10 protein-coding genes and 7 tRNA genes are annotated in these 16,193 nt (G+C 52.8%); 13 read left to right on the top strand and 4 right to left on the bottom strand.

Features of this window, described 5'->3' with window-relative positions; genetic code table 11:
- Positions 1–37: 37 nt before the first annotated feature.
- From chiP to nagE, 3 genes are all read right to left on the bottom strand, one after another.
- Positions 38–1,444, bottom strand: coding sequence for a chitoporin ChiP (gene chiP / locus ACREYP_RS16445; RefSeq protein ID WP_008456102.1), 1,407 nt, complete (start codon positions 1,442–1,444; stop codon positions 38–40).
- 464 nt (positions 1,445–1,908) lie between these two features.
- Positions 1,909–3,576: a glutamine--tRNA ligase gene (glnS, locus tag ACREYP_RS16450; protein ID WP_273968824.1), complete on the bottom strand. Its 1,668-nt coding sequence runs from the start codon at positions 3,574–3,576 to the stop codon at positions 1,909–1,911.
- A gap of 177 nt (positions 3,577–3,753) precedes the next feature.
- Positions 3,754–5,778, bottom strand: a complete 2,025-nt coding sequence (nagE, locus tag ACREYP_RS16455; RefSeq protein WP_008456098.1) for an N-acetylglucosamine-specific PTS transporter subunit IIBC — start codon at positions 5,776–5,778, stop codon at positions 3,754–3,756.
- A 334-nt stretch (positions 5,779–6,112) separates the two neighbouring features.
- On the opposite strand from nagE, the gene nagB reads away from it, so the two are divergent.
- The 12 genes from nagB to ACREYP_RS16515 all read left to right on the top strand — a co-directional run bounded on the left by nagB (position 6,113) and on the right by ACREYP_RS16515 (position 13,212).
- Positions 6,113–6,913, top strand: a complete 801-nt coding sequence (gene nagB, locus ACREYP_RS16460) for a glucosamine-6-phosphate deaminase (RefSeq protein ID WP_008456097.1) — start codon at positions 6,113–6,115, stop codon at positions 6,911–6,913.
- Between the two features lie 175 nt (positions 6,914–7,088).
- On the top strand, positions 7,089–8,237 hold the full coding sequence (nagA, locus tag ACREYP_RS16465; RefSeq protein WP_166994541.1) for an N-acetylglucosamine-6-phosphate deacetylase: 1,149 nt from the start codon (positions 7,089–7,091) through the stop codon (positions 8,235–8,237).
- A 5-nt stretch (positions 8,238–8,242) separates the two neighbouring features.
- On the top strand, positions 8,243–9,463 hold the full coding sequence (gene nagC, locus ACREYP_RS16470; protein WP_336818602.1) for a DNA-binding transcriptional regulator NagC: 1,221 nt from the start codon (positions 8,243–8,245) through the stop codon (positions 9,461–9,463).
- Positions 9,464–9,525: 62 nt separating this feature from the next.
- Positions 9,526–10,281: an HAD-IIA family hydrolase gene (locus tag ACREYP_RS16475; protein ID WP_008456091.1), complete on the top strand. Its 756-nt coding sequence runs from the start codon at positions 9,526–9,528 to the stop codon at positions 10,279–10,281.
- A gap of 307 nt (positions 10,282–10,588) precedes the next feature.
- Entirely contained in the window at positions 10,589–12,250 is a 1,662-nt protein-coding gene (gene asnB, locus ACREYP_RS16480; protein ID WP_166875832.1) for an asparagine synthase B, read from the top strand.
- Positions 12,251–12,502: 252 nt separating this feature from the next.
- Positions 12,503–12,579: transfer RNA gene (locus ACREYP_RS16485), tRNA-Met, on the top strand.
- A gap of 10 nt (positions 12,580–12,589) precedes the next feature.
- Positions 12,590–12,674 (top strand) — tRNA-Leu (locus tag ACREYP_RS16490).
- 22 nt (positions 12,675–12,696) lie between these two features.
- Positions 12,697–12,771: transfer RNA gene (locus ACREYP_RS16495), tRNA-Gln, on the top strand.
- A 37-nt stretch (positions 12,772–12,808) separates the two neighbouring features.
- A tRNA-Gln gene (locus ACREYP_RS16500) sits at positions 12,809–12,883 on the top strand.
- 21 nt (positions 12,884–12,904) lie between these two features.
- A tRNA-Met gene (locus ACREYP_RS16505) sits at positions 12,905–12,981 on the top strand.
- 45 nt (positions 12,982–13,026) lie between these two features.
- Positions 13,027–13,101 (top strand) — tRNA-Gln (locus ACREYP_RS16510).
- 36 nt (positions 13,102–13,137) lie between these two features.
- Positions 13,138–13,212: transfer RNA gene (locus ACREYP_RS16515), tRNA-Gln, on the top strand.
- A gap of 88 nt (positions 13,213–13,300) precedes the next feature.
- On the opposite strand, the gene ubiF is transcribed toward ACREYP_RS16515, so the two are convergent.
- Positions 13,301–14,476, bottom strand: coding sequence for a 2-octaprenyl-3-methyl-6-methoxy-1,4-benzoquinol hydroxylase (gene ubiF / locus ACREYP_RS16520; protein WP_498880991.1), 1,176 nt, complete (start codon positions 14,474–14,476; stop codon positions 13,301–13,303).
- 123 nt (positions 14,477–14,599) lie between these two features.
- On the opposite strand from ubiF, the gene miaB reads away from it, so the two are divergent.
- Entirely contained in the window at positions 14,600–16,024 is a 1,425-nt protein-coding gene (gene miaB, locus ACREYP_RS16525; protein ID WP_336818600.1) for a tRNA (N6-isopentenyl adenosine(37)-C2)-methylthiotransferase MiaB, read from the top strand.
- The last annotated feature ends 169 nt before the right edge of the window (positions 16,025–16,193 follow it).

Raw genomic sequence — 16,193 nt, forward strand, 5'->3', positions numbered from 1 at the left:
TTATAAAAAAACGGGCGCTTGCGCGCCCGGTTTCACATCAGAAGATGGTGAACGGAGCAATCACGATGAATTTCACGTCACGCTCATCCTGGAAGATGTTGCCGTACCCACCGCCCCAGCTTGGGATGTCGGAGTGGTTGTCGTACTGAGTGAAGTGCAGTTTGAACAGCGTGCCTTTCGCACGGCCTTCCTGCACGGTATACATGGCGTCGAGGCTGTAAGAAGACTCTTTGATCTTGTTAGAAGCGAGATCCTGGCGGTTACCGGAAGCATCAAGCGCCCATGTAGATGGTTTTGCGTCCCATGCATAAACGTAAGAAGCACCCACTGCCCAACCCGGCAGGTTCCAGTTGCTCAGGTCATACATTGCACCGAAGAACACGGCTTTTTCACCGTTGGCGTTGAAGTCAGAGCGGTTATCCCACCACACATCCAGACGACCGTTGGAAGACGCGTAGGTTGGCGTCATACGCTGCAGGAAGTAACCCTGCTGGCCTTCTGCCTTCACCATGGTCCCTTCCAGACGCAGGTCGACCTGGCCAATTTTATAGCCAAATGTCAGCGCCTGGAGCCATGCGGTGCCATCGTAGATATCATTGATGGTATTGTTCGCGGCTTTATCACGGGTGCCGTAGAACTGGTAGCTGGTGCTCAGCGGGCTGCCTGCAACGTCGAATTTGTAGCTGGCTTTAGCAAAGTACTGATCAACAAAGCCCTGAGCCTGACCGAATGCGGCTTCCAGAATCAGATCGTTTTTGAAGTCATACTTCGCGCCGATGGAGTGCAGATAGTCAACTTTGGTCTTTTTATCGTTCTGGTAGAACTTATCGGTTTCAAGGTGCCATGGCGCCTTGTACTCGTTAGTCCACATGTAGGAGAAGCTCAGCGCACCGGCATCACCGTAGTCAAATGCAGCTCCCGCTTCAGCCCCCTGATAAGTACCAGGCATGAAGCTCCAGTGTGGTGCTAACAGCGTTTGACCGGTTGGCTGAATGTAACCTGCGCGAGCCCAAACCGGGCCGTATTTGAATTTGGCCGCCGCTTTATAAAGGCTGATGCCACCTTTATCGCCGGAGTAGTCTTCGTCGTAGGTTTTATTTTTAGAGGAGAATGCGATTTCGTTCGGGTGACCGCTGGCGCTGTCTTCGGCCATTTCAATGGCGGTGAAAGCGGCAATATCAAAACCAAACATATCGGCCGCATAGCCAGACTGGAAGTCGAGGTTGGCGTTCCAGGTTGAGTGCGACAGGTTAGTTTTGTACTTACCGTCGGACACGTCTTTACGGTCACGTTCACGCTGCCAGTAATAGATGCCGCCGGTCAGCGTGGAGTCATCAACAAAGCCCGCGGCGCTAGCCTGCGGAGCCACGACAAAACCTGAAAGAGCGGTAACGCTTGCAATAGCAAGAGCAAGCGCACTACGTTTGCCACTAAACGTACGCATAGTTAAATTCCTCTTTGACGTAAAAATCATCGCCTGACGTGAAAAGCGCCAATGACGAAAAAAAGTAAAATTGCCTGACGGCTAAAAGCGGTTTTTGCCTAACACACCCGCATTACTGCTGCTTATAGACTATTTTTCGCGACGCGAATTATCAATGACTTTGTATCAGAGATTTCCTGGAGTATGACAGAGAGCACATAATCTATGTGCATTTGTAACAAAATTGCGCAGCAGATTATTAACCCTGATTACGATTGATTTTAAGAATAAAACTTCATTGAGAGCGCTTTCATTATAAGCATCAGGAGATTACGGGGAAGGCATGACTTCCTGTGAGGAAATTTTCACAGAAATGTGAATGAGAATTAATTCGCATCGCGAATGTGTATATAAGGTTAATGACTGGTAATCAAAAAGAAAAAACGCCGCATTTAGCGGCGTTTTCATCAGGCAATAAACGGCAATTATTCGCCGATTTTAGCCCAGGTATCACGCAGGCCAACGGTGCGGTTAAACACCAGTTTTTCCGCCGTCGCATAGCGGCTGTCCAGGCAGAAGTAACCTTCACGCTCGAACTGATATGCCTTACTTTTTTCCGCGTTCTGCAGACTAGGCTCAGCGAAGCCCTGGCGAATGACCAGAGAATCCGCATTAATGGTAGACAGGAAGTCTTCCGCAGCCCCTGGGTTCGCGACGCTAAACAAGCGGTCGTACAGACGAATTTCAACCGGCAGCGCGTGTGCCGCGCTCACCCAATGAATAACACCCTTCACCTTGCGACCGTCCGCCGGATCCTTGCTCAGGGTTTCCGGATCGTAGGTGCAGTAAAGTTCGGTGATATTACCTTCTGCATCTTTTTCTACGCGTTCGGCTTTGATCACATAGGCATTACGCAGGCGAACTTCTTTACCCAGCACCAGGCGCTTGTACTGCTTGTTTGCTTCTTCGCGGAAGTCAGCGCGATCGATATAGATCTCGCGGCTGAACGGCACTTCACGGCTACCCATTTCAGGTTTGTTAGGATGATTCGGCATGGTAACCGTCTCTTCTTCACCTTCAGGGTAGTTAGTGATAATAACTTTTACCGGATCCAGCACGGCCATTGCACGCGGCGCATTCTCGTTAAGATCGTCACGGATGCAGGATTCCAGAGAAGCCATTTCAACGGTGTTGTCCTGCTTGGTTACGCCAATGCGCTTACAGAACTCGCGAATGGATGCTGCGGTATAGCCGCGGCGACGCAGGCCGGAGATAGTCGGCATACGCGGGTCGTCCCAGCCTTCTACAATCTTCTCGGTCACCAGCAGGTTCAGCTTACGCTTGGACATGATGGCGTATTCGAGATTCAGGCGAGAAAATTCGTACTGACGCGGGTGAGCAGGAATGGTGATGTTATCCAGCACCCAATCATACAGACGGCGGTTGTCCTGGAACTCCAGGGTACACAGCGAGTGCGTAATGCCTTCCAGCGCATCGGAAATACAGTGGGTGAAGTCGTACATCGGGTAGATGCACCACTTGTTGCCGGTCTGGTGGTGATCGGCAAATTTAATGCGGTACAGCACCGGGTCGCGCATAACGATGAACGGCGAGGCCATATCGATTTTGGCACGCAGGCAGGCGGTACCCTCGGCAAACTCACCGTTGCGCATTTTCTCGAACAGCGCGAGGTTTTCCTCAACGCTACGATCGCGGAACGGGCTATTTTTACCGGGCGCAGTCAGAGAGCCACGGTATTCACGAATTTGTTCCGGACTCAGCTCATCAACATACGCCAGTCCTTTATTTATCAGCTCAACGGCATAATTAAAAAGCTGGTCAAAATAGTCAGACGAATAACGCACGTTGCCGGACCAGTGGAAGCCCAGCCATTCAACGTCGTGCTTGATGGACTCTACGTATTCGATGTCTTCTTTTACCGGGTTTGTGTCATCGAAACGCAGGTTGCATTGCCCCTGGTAATCCTGGGCGATGCCAAAGTTCAGGCAAATAGACTTGGCGTGACCAATATGCAGATAGCCATTTGGCTCAGGCGGAAAACGGGTGCAAATACTGGTGTGCTTACCGTTCGCCAGGTCTTCATCAATAATCTGACGAATAAAGTTAGTTGGGCGGGCTTCAGCCTCACTCATCGCGGGTTCCTCAAAGCGTGTACCTTAGTTAACGGCGTATGATCTAATAAGCGGCCTCGGGAAACAACCTTTAGTTGCATAAATTAGGGTTATCCATATCGGCTAACGGCACGCAATAAAAAAGCGGCTGACGATTTACGTCAGCCGCTTAAGGCACAAATGCTTACTCAGGAGCGATTATTTGCCTTTAATCTCATACAGTGGCGTTTGGCCTGCAACCACCTGACCTTTAGCCTGGATAACCAGACCGCTGAAGTCGTCGATGTTGCTGCAAACTACCGGGCTAATCATGGAGCGCGCGTTGGCGTTCAGGAAATCGAGATCCATTTCCAGAATCGGCTGGCCGGCAACCACTTCGGCCCCTTCTTCCACCAGACGCGTGAAGCCTTTTCCACCCAGAGCAACGGTATCGATGCCCATGTGAACCACAATCTCTGCACCTTTTTCTGTTTCAAGGCAGAACGCGTGGTTGGTGTTGAAGATTTTCACGATGGTCCCGGCGGCAGGAGAAACCACGGTTTTGTCCGTTGGCTTAACGGCTACGCCATCACCGACTGCTTTGCTGGCGAAAGCTTCGTCAGGCACCTGATCCAGCTCAACCACGTCGCCAGTGACTGGAGAAACCAAAGCGGCAATAGTTGTGCTGGTCGCGTTTGGAACAGCCTGTGGTTTAGCCGCAGGAGCCGGTGCCGCAGCAGCAACAGGCGCCGCTGCTTCTACAGTGCCAGCTGTTTTCATTGCGTTAGCAATTTTTTCTGCCGCAAAGCCAACGATGATTTGCACGCTGGTTTTGTTCAGGCGAATAACGCCTGTCGCACCGAGACGCTTAGCCAGCGCTTCGTTAACAACGGAAGAGTCTTTCACGCTCAGGCGCAGACGAGTGATACAGGCATCAATACCGGTCAGGTTTGCAGAGCCACCTACCGCAGAGATGTACTGACGAGCCAGACCAGAAACGTCCTGGTTTGCGTCACCGCTCACGTTCACGTCCTGACCATCAGCTTCGTCACCGGCTACAGCCAGTTCACGGCCTGGCGTCAGCAGGTTGAATTTGGTGATAGTGAAACGGAACACCACGTAGTAGAGAACGAAGAACACCAGACCCTGAGGGATCAGCATCCACCAGTGGGTTGCCAGCGGGTTACGGGAAGAAAGCACCATATCCACCAGGCCCGCGGAGAAGCCAAAGCCCGCAATCCAGTGCATGCTTGCTGCGATAAATACGGAGATACCGGTCAGCACTGCGTGAATCACGTACAGTACCGGCGCAACGAACATGAAGGAGAACTCCAGCGGTTCGGTGATACCGGTGAAGAACGCAGCGAAAGCAGCGGCCATCATGATACCGGCAACTTTTGCTTTGTTTTCAGGACGTGCACAGTGGTAGATGGCCAGCGCTGCACCCGGCAGACCGAACATCATGATTGGGAAGAAGCCCGCCTGGTAGCGACCGGTGATACCGACAACCGCTTTACCTGCTTCGATGGACTGAGCGCCACCCAGGAAGTTAGGGATGTCGTTAATCCCTGCCACGTCAAACCAGAACACGGAGTTCAGAGCGTGGTGCAGGCCAACCGGGATCAGCAGACGGTTGAAGAAGGCGTAGATACCTGCGCCCGCAGAACCCAGCTTCTGAATGTGCTCCCCGAAGTTCACCAGACCGTCGAAGATCATCGGCCAGACGTACATCATGATGAAGGCAACAACAATCATCAGGAAGGAGGTGAGGATAGGAACCAAACGGCGACCGCTGAAGAACGAAAGCGCTTTCGGCAGCTCAACGCCGCTGAAGCGATTGTACAATTCCGCAGAGATAATACCGACCAGAATACCTACGAACTGGTTTTCAATTTTACCAAATGCCGCCGGAACCTGATCCACCGGAATTTTCTGGATCATAGCAACCGCTGCCGGTGAGCAGAGGGTGGTCAGAACCAGGAAGCCAACAAAGCCGGTCAGTGCCGCGGCACCGTCTTTGTCTTTGGACATACCGTAAGCGACGCCGATGGCGAACAACACGGACATGTGATCGATAATGGCGGAACCGGATTTAATGAAGAGCGCGGCTAACGCGTTGTCTCCACCCCAACTAACTGGGTCAATCCAGTAACCAACCCCCATTAATATTGCTGCTGCTGGCAGTGTAGCCACCGGCACCATAAGTGCCCGGCCCACGCGCTGTAGATAACCTAGAATACTCACTTTATTCCCCCTATGAGACCCCGTTAAGGCTCGCTCAAGCAGTGTTTTTATTGTCTTACTTACATTGAATACACGGCGACGATTCACATCACACGGTGAAGTGTGAAAAAAATTAATTCGTACCGCAAATTAAACGCACCTTTTTTGTGATATTTATCACCAAATATCGCTTCAACCCTCCCCCTTCACTGGCTATCTCCGAAAACTTATTTTATGATTCAAAAAATCGAGGCGGATTGATCCCTGTCGGTTCAGTATAAAAGTGGTTTACCCTTATGCTTATCGAGATCGATTCAGCTAACCCTATTTTTACTCTTAAACTACGAGGTGAATGATGAGACTGATTCCCCTGGCTACCCCGGCACAAGTCGGCAAATGGGCAGCTCGCCATATTGTAAATCGCATCAATGCATTCAAACCGACCGCGGACCGTCCTTTTGTTCTGGGTCTGCCAACCGGCGGCACGCCGCTGGAAGCTTACAAAGCTCTGGTTGAGATGCATAAAGCAGGCCAGGTTAGCTTTAAGAACGTCGTTACCTTCAACATGGATGAATACGTCGGCCTGCCGAAAGAACACCCGGAAAGTTATTATACTTTCATGCACCGCAACTTCTTTGATCACGTTGATATCCCTGCAGAAAATATCAACCTGCTGAACGGCAATGCGGAAGACGTTGATGCAGAGTGCCGCCGCTACGAAGAGAAAATTCGCTCCTACGGCAAAATTCACCTGTTCATGGGCGGCGTGGGTAACGACGGTCATATCGCGTTCAACGAACCAGCGTCTTCTCTGGCTTCCCGCACCCGTATTAAAACCCTGACCCATGACACACGCGTGGCAAACTCCCGCTTCTTCGGCGGCGACGTGACTCAGGTACCTAAATACGCGCTGACCGTTGGCGTAGGCACCCTGCTGGATGCAGAAGAAGTGATGATTCTGGTGCTGGGCGGCGTCAAAGCGCTGGCGCTGCAGGCGGCCGTGGAAGGCAACGTTAACCATATGTGGACTATCACCTGCCTGCAGCTGCATCCGAAGGCGGTGATCGTGTGTGACGAGCCGTCCACCATGGAGCTGAAGGTGAAAACGTTGAAATATTTCAACGAGCTGGAAGCAGAAAACATTAAAGGCCTTTAAGGCCTGGTCGGCCACTGATGCGCCTCAAACGGCAACCGCTGAGGGCGTCAGTAGCTCTGGAAAATCAATGCATTGGTTTTCTAAAGTCAGTCATAAAGAGGAAGGTGTTTCGGCTTTTCCTCTTTATTAGCGATCTTACAGTCTTAAAGCACGACGTTATTACCGGGGGTAGGATATGTATGCATTAATCCACGGTCGGATTTATACCGGCCACGAAATTTTGGATGACCACGCGGTAGTTATTGCCGATGGCCTGATTGAGCGCGTTTGCCCTGTTGATGCACTGCCAGCAGGTATCGAAACGCGCGATGTGGGCGGAGCCGTCATTGCCCCCGGTTTTATTGATGTACAGCTGAACGGCTGCGGCGGCGTGCAGTTTAACGACACAGCAGAAGCCGTTTCCGTTGAAACGCTGGAAATCATGCAGAAAGCAAACGAACGCTCAGGCTGCACCAGCTACCTGCCAACGCTTATCACCACCAGCGACGAGCTGATGATGCAGGGCGTGAAAGTCATGCGCGACTATCTGGCGAAATACAGCCATCAGGCGCTGGGCTTGCACCTTGAAGGGCCGTGGCTCAACATCGTGAAAAAAGGGACGCACAACCCAGGCTTCGTCCGCAAGCCGGATGCGAAGCTGGTTGATTTCCTCTGCCAGAATGCCGATGTGATCACCAAAATCACCCTCGCACCTGAAATGGTTGAGCCAGAAGTCATTCAGAAACTGGTGGCAGCAGGCATCATCGTTTCTGCGGGTCATTCCAATGCAACGATTAAAGAAGCCAAAATTGGCTTCCGCGCAGGGATCACCTTCGCAACCCACCTTTTCAACGCGATGCCTTATATTACCGGCCGTGAACCTGGCCTTGCGGGCGCAATTTTTGATGAAGCCGACGTTTACTGTGGCATCATTGCTGATGGTTTACATGTGGATTATGCGAACATCCGCACCGCAAAACGTGTGAAGGGCGATAAACTGTGCCTGGTTACCGACGCAACCGCGCCGGCAGGTGCCAACATCGATCAGTTCATTTTTGCTGGCAAAACAATATACTACCGTGACGGTCTGTGCGTAGATGAGAACGGTACGCTGAGTGGGTCTGCATTGACCATGATTCAAGGCGTTCGCAATTTGGTGGAGCACGCGGCCATCGCACTGGATGAAGTTCTGCGGATGGCAACCCTCTACCCTGCTCGCGCCATGGGCGTGGATAAACACCTGGGCGCAATCGAAGCCGGTAAAGTGGCCAACCTCACCGTGTTTAACCGCGACTATAAAATTATCAAGACCATCGTTAATGGTAACGAGGTCGTAACTGAGTAAATAGCATGACGACTGGCGGACAAGCCCAAATTGGTAACGTTGACCTGGTAAAACAGCTGAATAGCGCGGCGGTCTACCGCCTGATTGATCAGCACGGTCCTATCTCGCGCATCCAGATTGCCGAACAAAGCCAGCTTGCGCCCGCCAGCGTCACAAAAATTACTCGCCAGCTTATTGAGCGAGGCCTGATAAAAGAAGTTGATCAGCAGGCCTCCACCGGCGGCCGCCGCGCTATCTCTATTACGACTGAAACACGTAACTTCCACGCTATTGGCGTGCGTCTTGGTCGCCACGACGCCACTATCACCCTGTTCGACCTGAGCGCGAAATCCATCGCCGAAGAGCACTATCCGCTGCCGGAACGCACGCAGGAAACGCTCGAGCATGCGCTGCTTAAAGCCATTAGCCACTTCATCGAAACCTGGCAGCGTAAAACCCGCGAACTTATCGCTATTTCCGTCATCCTGCCAGGGCTGGTTGACCCCGAAAGCGGCGTGATCCGCTACATGCCGCACATCGCCGTCAACAACTGGGCGCTGGTCGACAGCCTGGAAAAACGTTTCAAGGTGACCTGTTTTGTCGGCCATGATATTCGCAGCCTGGCGCTGGCCGAGCACTACTTCGGTGCAACCCAAGACTGCGAAGACTCTATTTTGGTGCGAGTCCACCGCGGCACCGGGGCGGGAATTCTGTCAAACGGGCGGATTTTTATCGGCCGTAATGGGAACGTGGGTGAGATTGGCCACATTCAGGTCGATCCGCTGGGCGAACGCTGCCACTGCGGTAATTTTGGCTGCCTGGAAACCATTGCCGCGAACGCCGCCATTGAAAAACGCGTCCGCCATTTGCTGGAGCAAGGCTACAACAGCCGCCTGACGCTGGATGATTGTAGTATTCAGGCCATCTGCAAAGCGGCCAATAAAGGCGATGCGCTGGCCTGTGAAGTGCTGGAACATGTTGGCCGCCATCTGGGGAAAGCCATCTCCATCGCCATTAACCTGTTTAACCCGCAAAAAGTCGTCCTTGCCGGCGAGATAATCGAAGCCGAAAAAGTGCTGCTGCCTGCCATCGAAGGCTGCATCAACACCCAGGTATTGAATGCCTTCCGTAAAAACTTGCCTATCGTCTGCTCAAAGCTGGACGACCGGTCGGCAATTGGCGCCTTTGCGCTGGTTAAGCGCTCAATGCTAAACGGCGTCTTGCTTCAGCATTTGCTGGAAAGTTAATGCTGCCCAGGCAGCATTTTACGCTATAGTTACCGACTTCATTCCGTGAGCCAGAGTTGTTAATGACCACCATCCAGAACGTAATTTGTGATATCGACGGCGTGCTAATGCACGACAACGTCGCCGTGCCGGGCGCTAATGAATTTCTGGCACGTATTCTTGAAAAAGAAATGCCGCTGGTGCTGCTAACCAACTACCCTTCCCAGACCAGCCAGGATCTTGCCAACCGCTTTGCCTCCGCGGGCATCGACGTGCCGGAGAGCGTGTTTTACACCTCGGCCATGGCCACGGCTGATTTCCTCCGTCGTCAGGAAGGTAAGAAAGCCTACGTCGTCGGTGAAGGGGCGCTGATTCACGAGCTCTATAAAGCTGGATTTACCATTACCGACATTAATCCCGACTTTGTCATCGTCGGTGAAACCCGCTCTTTTAACTGGGAGATGATGCATAAAGCCGCTTACTTTGTGGCAAACGGGGCGCGTTTTATTGCCACCAACCCTGACAGCCACGGCCACGGATTTAGCCCGGCCTGCGGCGCGCTTTGCGCTGGCATTGAGAAAATCTCCGGGCGCGAGCCGTTTTATGTCGGCAAACCAAGCCCGTGGATTATCCGCGCGGCGCTTAACAAAATGCAGGCGCATTCCGAGCAAACCGTTATCGTCGGCGATAACCTGCGGACGGATATTCTCGCGGGCTTCCAGGCCGGTCTTGAAACCATCCTTGTGCTGTCTGGCGTCTCCAGCCTGAACAACGTTGACGATATGCCCTTCAGGCCGAGCTGGATTTACCCCTCTGTGGCTGAAATCGATATCTTCTAATTCAGAATGCCGGCCCAGAGCCGGCATTTTTATATCGATAAAAAATCGCCGCGTAGCAGAAACAAACCTCAGTGCAAATTGTTAAAAATTGACGATCCGTTAATTTTAACGCCCAAAACATCGTCATTTTTCATCAATCAGCAATCCTCACTGCACTATTTATTAGTTGAAAGCTAAAAGCCTTGCATTCCCTTCAGCGATTGAGCATTTTCATTACTAAGCAACGCAGCAAAGCCGCAGTAAAAGCAAAAATCGGCAACGCAGCACCACAACTCAAATCGCTCAGGCAAGTGTACGGAGAAGTTATATGTGTTCTATCTTTGGCGTTCTGGATATCAAAACTGATGCAGTTGAATTGCGCAAAAAAGCGCTGGAATTATCGCGCCTGATGCGCCACCGTGGCCCGGACTGGTCGGGTGTTTACGCCAGCGATAAAGCGATTCTTGTGCACGAACGTCTGTCCATCGTTGACGTCAACGCGGGCGCTCAGCCGCTGTACAACACCGAAAAAACTCATGCCCTGGCGGTTAACGGCGAAATCTACAACCACCAGGCTCTGCGCGCCGAATACGGCGACCGCTATACCTTCCAGACCGGTTCAGACTGTGAAGTCATCCTGGCGCTGTATCAGGAAAAAGGCCCTGACTTCCTTGATGAGCTGCAGGGGATGTTCGCCTTCGCACTTTACGACAGCGAGAAAGACGCTTACCTGATTGGCCGTGACCACATTGGTATTATCCCGCTGTATATGGGCCACGATGAACACGGCAACCTGTACGTCGCTTCAGAAATGAAAGCCCTTGTGCCTGTTTGCCGCACCATCAAAGAGTTCCCGGCGGGCAGCTACCTGTGGAGCAAAGACGGCGAGATTCGCAGCTACTACCAGCGCGACTGGTTCAGCTACGAAGAAGTAAAAGACAACGTCACGGACAAAAACGCGCTGCGCCAGGCGCTGGAAGATTCCGTCAAGAGCCACCTGATGTCCGACGTGCCTTATGGTGTTCTGCTGTCCGGCGGGCTGGACTCTTCCGTGATTTCCGCGATCACCAAGAAATTTGCCGCACGTCGCGTAGAAGATGAAGAGCGCAGCGAAGCGTGGTGGCCGCAGCTGCACTCCTTCGCCGTCGGCCTCGAAGGTTCTCCTGACCTGAAAGCCGCGCAGGAAGTCGCTAACCACCTGGGCACGGTTCACCACGAGATCCATTTCACCGTGCAGGAAGGTCTGGATGCTATCCGCGATGTTATCTATCACATCGAAACTTACGATGTGACAACGATCCGCGCTTCAACACCGATGTACCTGATGTCGCGTAAGATTAAAGCGATGGGCATCAAAATGGTGTTGTCCGGGGAAGGCTCTGATGAGGTATTCGGCGGTTACCTGTACTTCCACAAAGCGCCAAATGCCAAAGAACTGCATGAAGAAACCGTGCGTAAACTGCAGGCTCTGCACATGTTTGACTGTGCCCGTGCGAACAAGGCGATGTCTGCCTGGGGCGTTGAAGCCCGCGTCCCGTTCCTGGATAAAAAATTCCTCGACGTGGCAATGCGCATCAACCCGCAGGACAAAATGTGCGGCAACGGCAAAATGGAGAAGCATGTCCTGCGCGAGTGCTTCGAATCCTACCTGCCTGCAAGCGTGGCGTGGCGCCAGAAAGAGCAGTTCTCTGACGGCGTGGGCTACAGCTGGATCGATACGCTGAAAGAAGTGGCCGCTGAACAGATTAGCGACCAGCAGTTGGCGACCGCCGCCTACCGCTTCCCGTACAACACTCCGGGCTCGAAAGAAGCCTATTTGTACCGCGAAATCTTTGAAGAGCTATTCCCGCTGCAAAGCGCGGCAGAATGCGTACCTGGCGGCCCGTCAGTAGCCTGTTCTTCCGCAAAAGCAATCGAATGGGATGAGTCGTTCAAAACCATGAACGATCCATCAGGACGCGCGGTAGGTGTGCACCAGGCCGCCTATTAATCGCTGATTTAGCTTAAAACAACGGGCCTTATGGCCCGTTGTCGTTTCTGTATTCCTGTCGCGGCTTTATCCCTGTTTTTAAGCGGAATTAAAAACAAAAACGTGCGTTATTGTCGATATTTCAAGCAAGCTGTTCGCAAGTCATTCAAACGAGCATTCTGAGCGGGTTTTCGGGAAAAAACTAGTTGACGCTGTAGAGTCAACTCAGCATAATGCGCCCCGCAACGCCGATAAGGTAGCGCGTAAAAAGATGGCTACGTAGCTCAGCTGGTTAGAGCACATCACTCATAATGATGGGGTCACAGGTTCGAATCCCGTCGTAGCCACCATCTTTTTTATGCGGGAGTGGCGAAATTGGTAGACGCACCAGATTTAGGTTCTGGCGCCGCAAGGTGTGCGAGTTCAAGTCTCGCCTCCCGCACCATTTATCTCTCGCGTTGCACGGATGGGGTATCGCCAAGCGGTAAGGCACCGGTTTTTGATACCGGCATTCCCTGGTTCGAATCCAGGTACCCCAGCCATTATTTTTCGATACATGCGGTTCACCGCGACGGTTATTGGGGTATCGCCAAGCGGTAAGGCACCGGTTTTTGATACCGGCATTCCCTGGTTCGAATCCAGGTACCCCAGCCATCGAAAAATATGATAGAGTTTGGCTACGTAGCTCAGCTGGTTAGAGCACATCACTCATAATGATGGGGTCACAGGTTCGAATCCCGTCGTAGCCACCATACAAAGGAATTATTGATTAACTTCGATAAATCCAAAAAAATTGTTGGGGTATCGCCAAGCGGTAAGGCTCTGGTTTCTGATACCAGCATTCCGAGGTTCGAATCCTCGTACCCCAGCCAATTTCAAAAGTCGTTCACTCTGTGAGCGCACCCTGTTGGGGTATCGCCAAGCGGTAAGGCTCTGGTTTCTGATACCAGCATTCCGAGGTTCGAATCCTCGTACCCCAGCCACACACTGAAAAGCCCGCGCAAGCGGGCTTTTTGCTATCTGGCATTTAGCTAGCATGAGCAGAGCGGGAAACCGCCCTGCTCATCTTCATTATAATCCCAGGGCGTATTTCAGCGCTTTACGCTTCAGGCCACCGGCTCTTTCCGCCGCCATCAGCCCAATATTTCGCACCACGCGCAGCGGCCCCAGGTTATTGCTGAATCCCGCATAGAACAGATCCATTCCACTCTGCATCAGGAAGTTATCCGCCTGACGGCGCCTCTGATAACGTTTCAGTATAGCCTCGCTCGCCCAGGCTTCCGCATGGCTACGGGCACCGATCAGGACATCAAGCAAAGCATCCACGTCACGATATCCCAGATTAACGCCCTGCCCGGCCAAAGGATGAATCGTATGCGCTGCGTCCCCTATCAGCGCCAGCCCTGGCTGGACGTACTGCAAAGCGTGTCGACGAGTCAGCGGAAATGCCCCACTGGCAACCGGCGTAACCGCCCCGAGTCGCTGAGGGAAAGCGGCCGTAATCGCTTTTTGCAGCTGGGGCATGTTCATTCCCTGCAGCTGCCGAATACGTGCCGGGGTGTCATACCAAACCAGAGAGGCCCAGTTATCGAACAGCGGCAGGAAAGCGTGCGGCCCTGTCGGCGTGAAATGCTGCCAGGTATTATCCCCCGGTTCAAACTCGCATTTAACGGTAATCAGCATACAGGCCTGACGATACTGCCAGGCATGTACGCCAATCCCCGCCCATTTTCTGACCTGGGAATTCGCGCCATCCGCACCAATCACCATTTCAGCATTGAGTGAAGCGCCGTCATCAAACTCGAGCGTCCAACCTGCTGCCTGGCGATGGATTTGCCGCAGCCTCGCCGGGCAGCGTAAAGAGATATTCGGATGCGCCTCAAGCGCTTGCCAAAGCACGCGCTGCAGCACGTTATTCTCGACCATGAAGCCCAGCTCGGGTAAACCCAGTTCTTCGGCATTAAAGCTAACGTGTGCGCTCTCCCATTCCCAGGTTTCCAGCCGGCGATAAGGATGTGCGCGCATCGCTAAAACGCTGTCCCAGACGCCAAGAGACTTGAGCAGGCCAACCGTTGCGCTGCTGATGGCCGAAATGCGGACGTCAGGCTGGCTACCTGGAACAAAAGCCTCAGGGGCATGATGTTCAATCACCGCCACACGGAAACCATGCTGTGCCAGCCCCAGCGCTGCCGCCGCGCCGACCATACCGCCGCCAACAACGGCTACTTCAATTGGTTGATTTACCATAAGTCTCTTTCCTTCATTCATCTTTGCTGATTCTACTGGCTTTTCCCAGGCTGGTCACATCCATAGCAAAGCATTACACTATCCGGCTTAATTCCTGACTTCACCTTGAGCAATGGCAAGTCGATGACAAAAAAACTCCATATAAAAACCTGGGGCTGCCAGATGAACGAATACGATTCATCGAAGATGGCCGACCTGCTGGACAGCACCCACGGCTTTACGCTGACCGATAACGCGAATGAAGCGGACGTTCTGCTGCTGAACACTTGTTCTATTCGCGAAAAAGCCCAGGAAAAGGTGTTTCACCTGCTGGGGCGCTGGAAGCATATCAAAGCCAAACGCCCGGACGTGATCATTGGCGTCGGCGGCTGCGTTGCCTCTCAGGAAGGAAAAAAAATTCGCCAGCGGGCGCACTATGTAGATATCGTCTTTGGGCCACAAACCCTGCACCGCCTGCCGGAAATGATCAACCAGGTTCGCGGCACCCGCAGCCCGGTGGTGGACGTCAGCTTTCCGGAAATCGAAAAATTTGACCGCCTGCCGGAGCCAAAGGCCGACGGCCCGACCGCCTACGTCTCCATCATGGAAGGCTGCAACAAATATTGCACCTATTGCGTGGTGCCTTATACCCGTGGCGAAGAAGTGAGCCGCCCTTGCGACGATATTCTGTTTGAAATCGCTCAACTGGCGGAACAGGGTGTGCGTGAAGTTAACCTGCTGGGTCAAAACGTTAACGCATACCGCGGCGCGGCTTATGACGGCGGCATCTGCTCGTTTGCCGAACTCCTGCGTCTGGTTGCAGCGATTGACGGTATCGACCGCATTCGCTTCACCACCAGCCACCCGATTGAATTCACCGATGACATTATCGAAGTCTACCGCGACACGCCGGAGCTGGTGAGTTTCCTGCACCTGCCGATTCAAAGCGGCGCCGACCGTGTGCTGAATATGATGGGGCGCACGCATACCGCGCTGGAGTATAAATCGACTATCCGCAAGCTGCGCGCTGCGCGCCCGGACATCCAGATCAGCTCAGACTTTATCGTCGGCTTCCCAGGCGAAACCAGCCAGGACTTCGAGCAAACCATGAAGCTGATTGCTGACGTCAACTTTGACACCAGCTTTAGCTTTATTTTCTCCGCTCGTCCGGGCACCCCGGCGGCCGACCTGGTTGATGACGTGCAGGAAGAAGAGAAAAAACAGCGCCTTTATATCCTGCAGGATCGTATTAACCAGCAGGTAATGGAATGGAGCCGTAAAATGCTGGGTACGGTACAGCGTATTCTGGTGGAAGGGACTTCGCGTAAAAGCATTATGCAGCTGTCCGGCCGTACCGAAAATAACCGTGTGGTGAACTTCGAAGGGACGCCGGATATGGTAGGGAAATTCGTGGATGTCGAAATCACCGAAGTCCTGACTAACTCCCTGCGCGCGAAGCTGGTGCGCACAGAAAGCGAAATGGGCCTGCGTATTGCTGAAACCCCGGCTTCCGTTATTGCTCGTACCCGCAAAGAGAATGACATTGGCGTTGGGACTTACCAGCCTTAATTCTCTCCACGGCCTGCCGGAACGCTAATTCCACGTCCCGGCAGGCTGTCTCATTGTTTGCACTTGCATTCTGAAGGCATCACCCAAATATCAATTGTGACGCTTGCGCCATCACGCTGCGGGATAAATAATTTCCCTGTAGCCGAACCGTATTTTCGGCTACGCGAGA

The organism is Enterobacter sp. TMH.L2 (genome assembly GCF_050847315.1).
Classification (GTDB): domain Bacteria; phylum Pseudomonadota; class Gammaproteobacteria; order Enterobacterales; family Enterobacteriaceae; genus Cedecea.

What these genes read in the sequence shown, in the direction of transcription:
- chiP (WP_008456102.1), bottom strand. Translation starts at nt 1,444, where the DNA reads ATGCGTACGTTTAGTGGCAAACGTAGTGCGCTTGCTCTTGCTATTGCA.
- glnS (WP_273968824.1), bottom strand. Translation starts at nt 3,576, where the DNA reads ATGAGTGAGGCTGAAGCCCGCCCAACTAACTTTATTCGTCAGATTATT.
- nagB (WP_008456097.1), top strand. Translation starts at nt 6,113, where the DNA reads ATGAGACTGATTCCCCTGGCTACCCCGGCACAAGTCGGCAAATGGGCA.
- nagA (WP_166994541.1), top strand. Translation starts at nt 7,089, where the DNA reads ATGTATGCATTAATCCACGGTCGGATTTATACCGGCCACGAAATTTTG.
- nagC (WP_336818602.1), top strand. Translation starts at nt 8,243, where the DNA reads ATGACGACTGGCGGACAAGCCCAAATTGGTAACGTTGACCTGGTAAAA.
- ACREYP_RS16475 (WP_008456091.1), top strand. Translation starts at nt 9,526, where the DNA reads ATGACCACCATCCAGAACGTAATTTGTGATATCGACGGCGTGCTAATG.
- asnB (WP_166875832.1), top strand. Translation starts at nt 10,589, where the DNA reads ATGTGTTCTATCTTTGGCGTTCTGGATATCAAAACTGATGCAGTTGAA.
- ubiF (WP_498880991.1), bottom strand. Translation starts at nt 14,476, where the DNA reads ATGGTAAATCAACCAATTGAAGTAGCCGTTGTTGGCGGCGGTATGGTC.
- miaB (WP_336818600.1), top strand. Translation starts at nt 14,600, where the DNA reads ATGACAAAAAAACTCCATATAAAAACCTGGGGCTGCCAGATGAACGAA.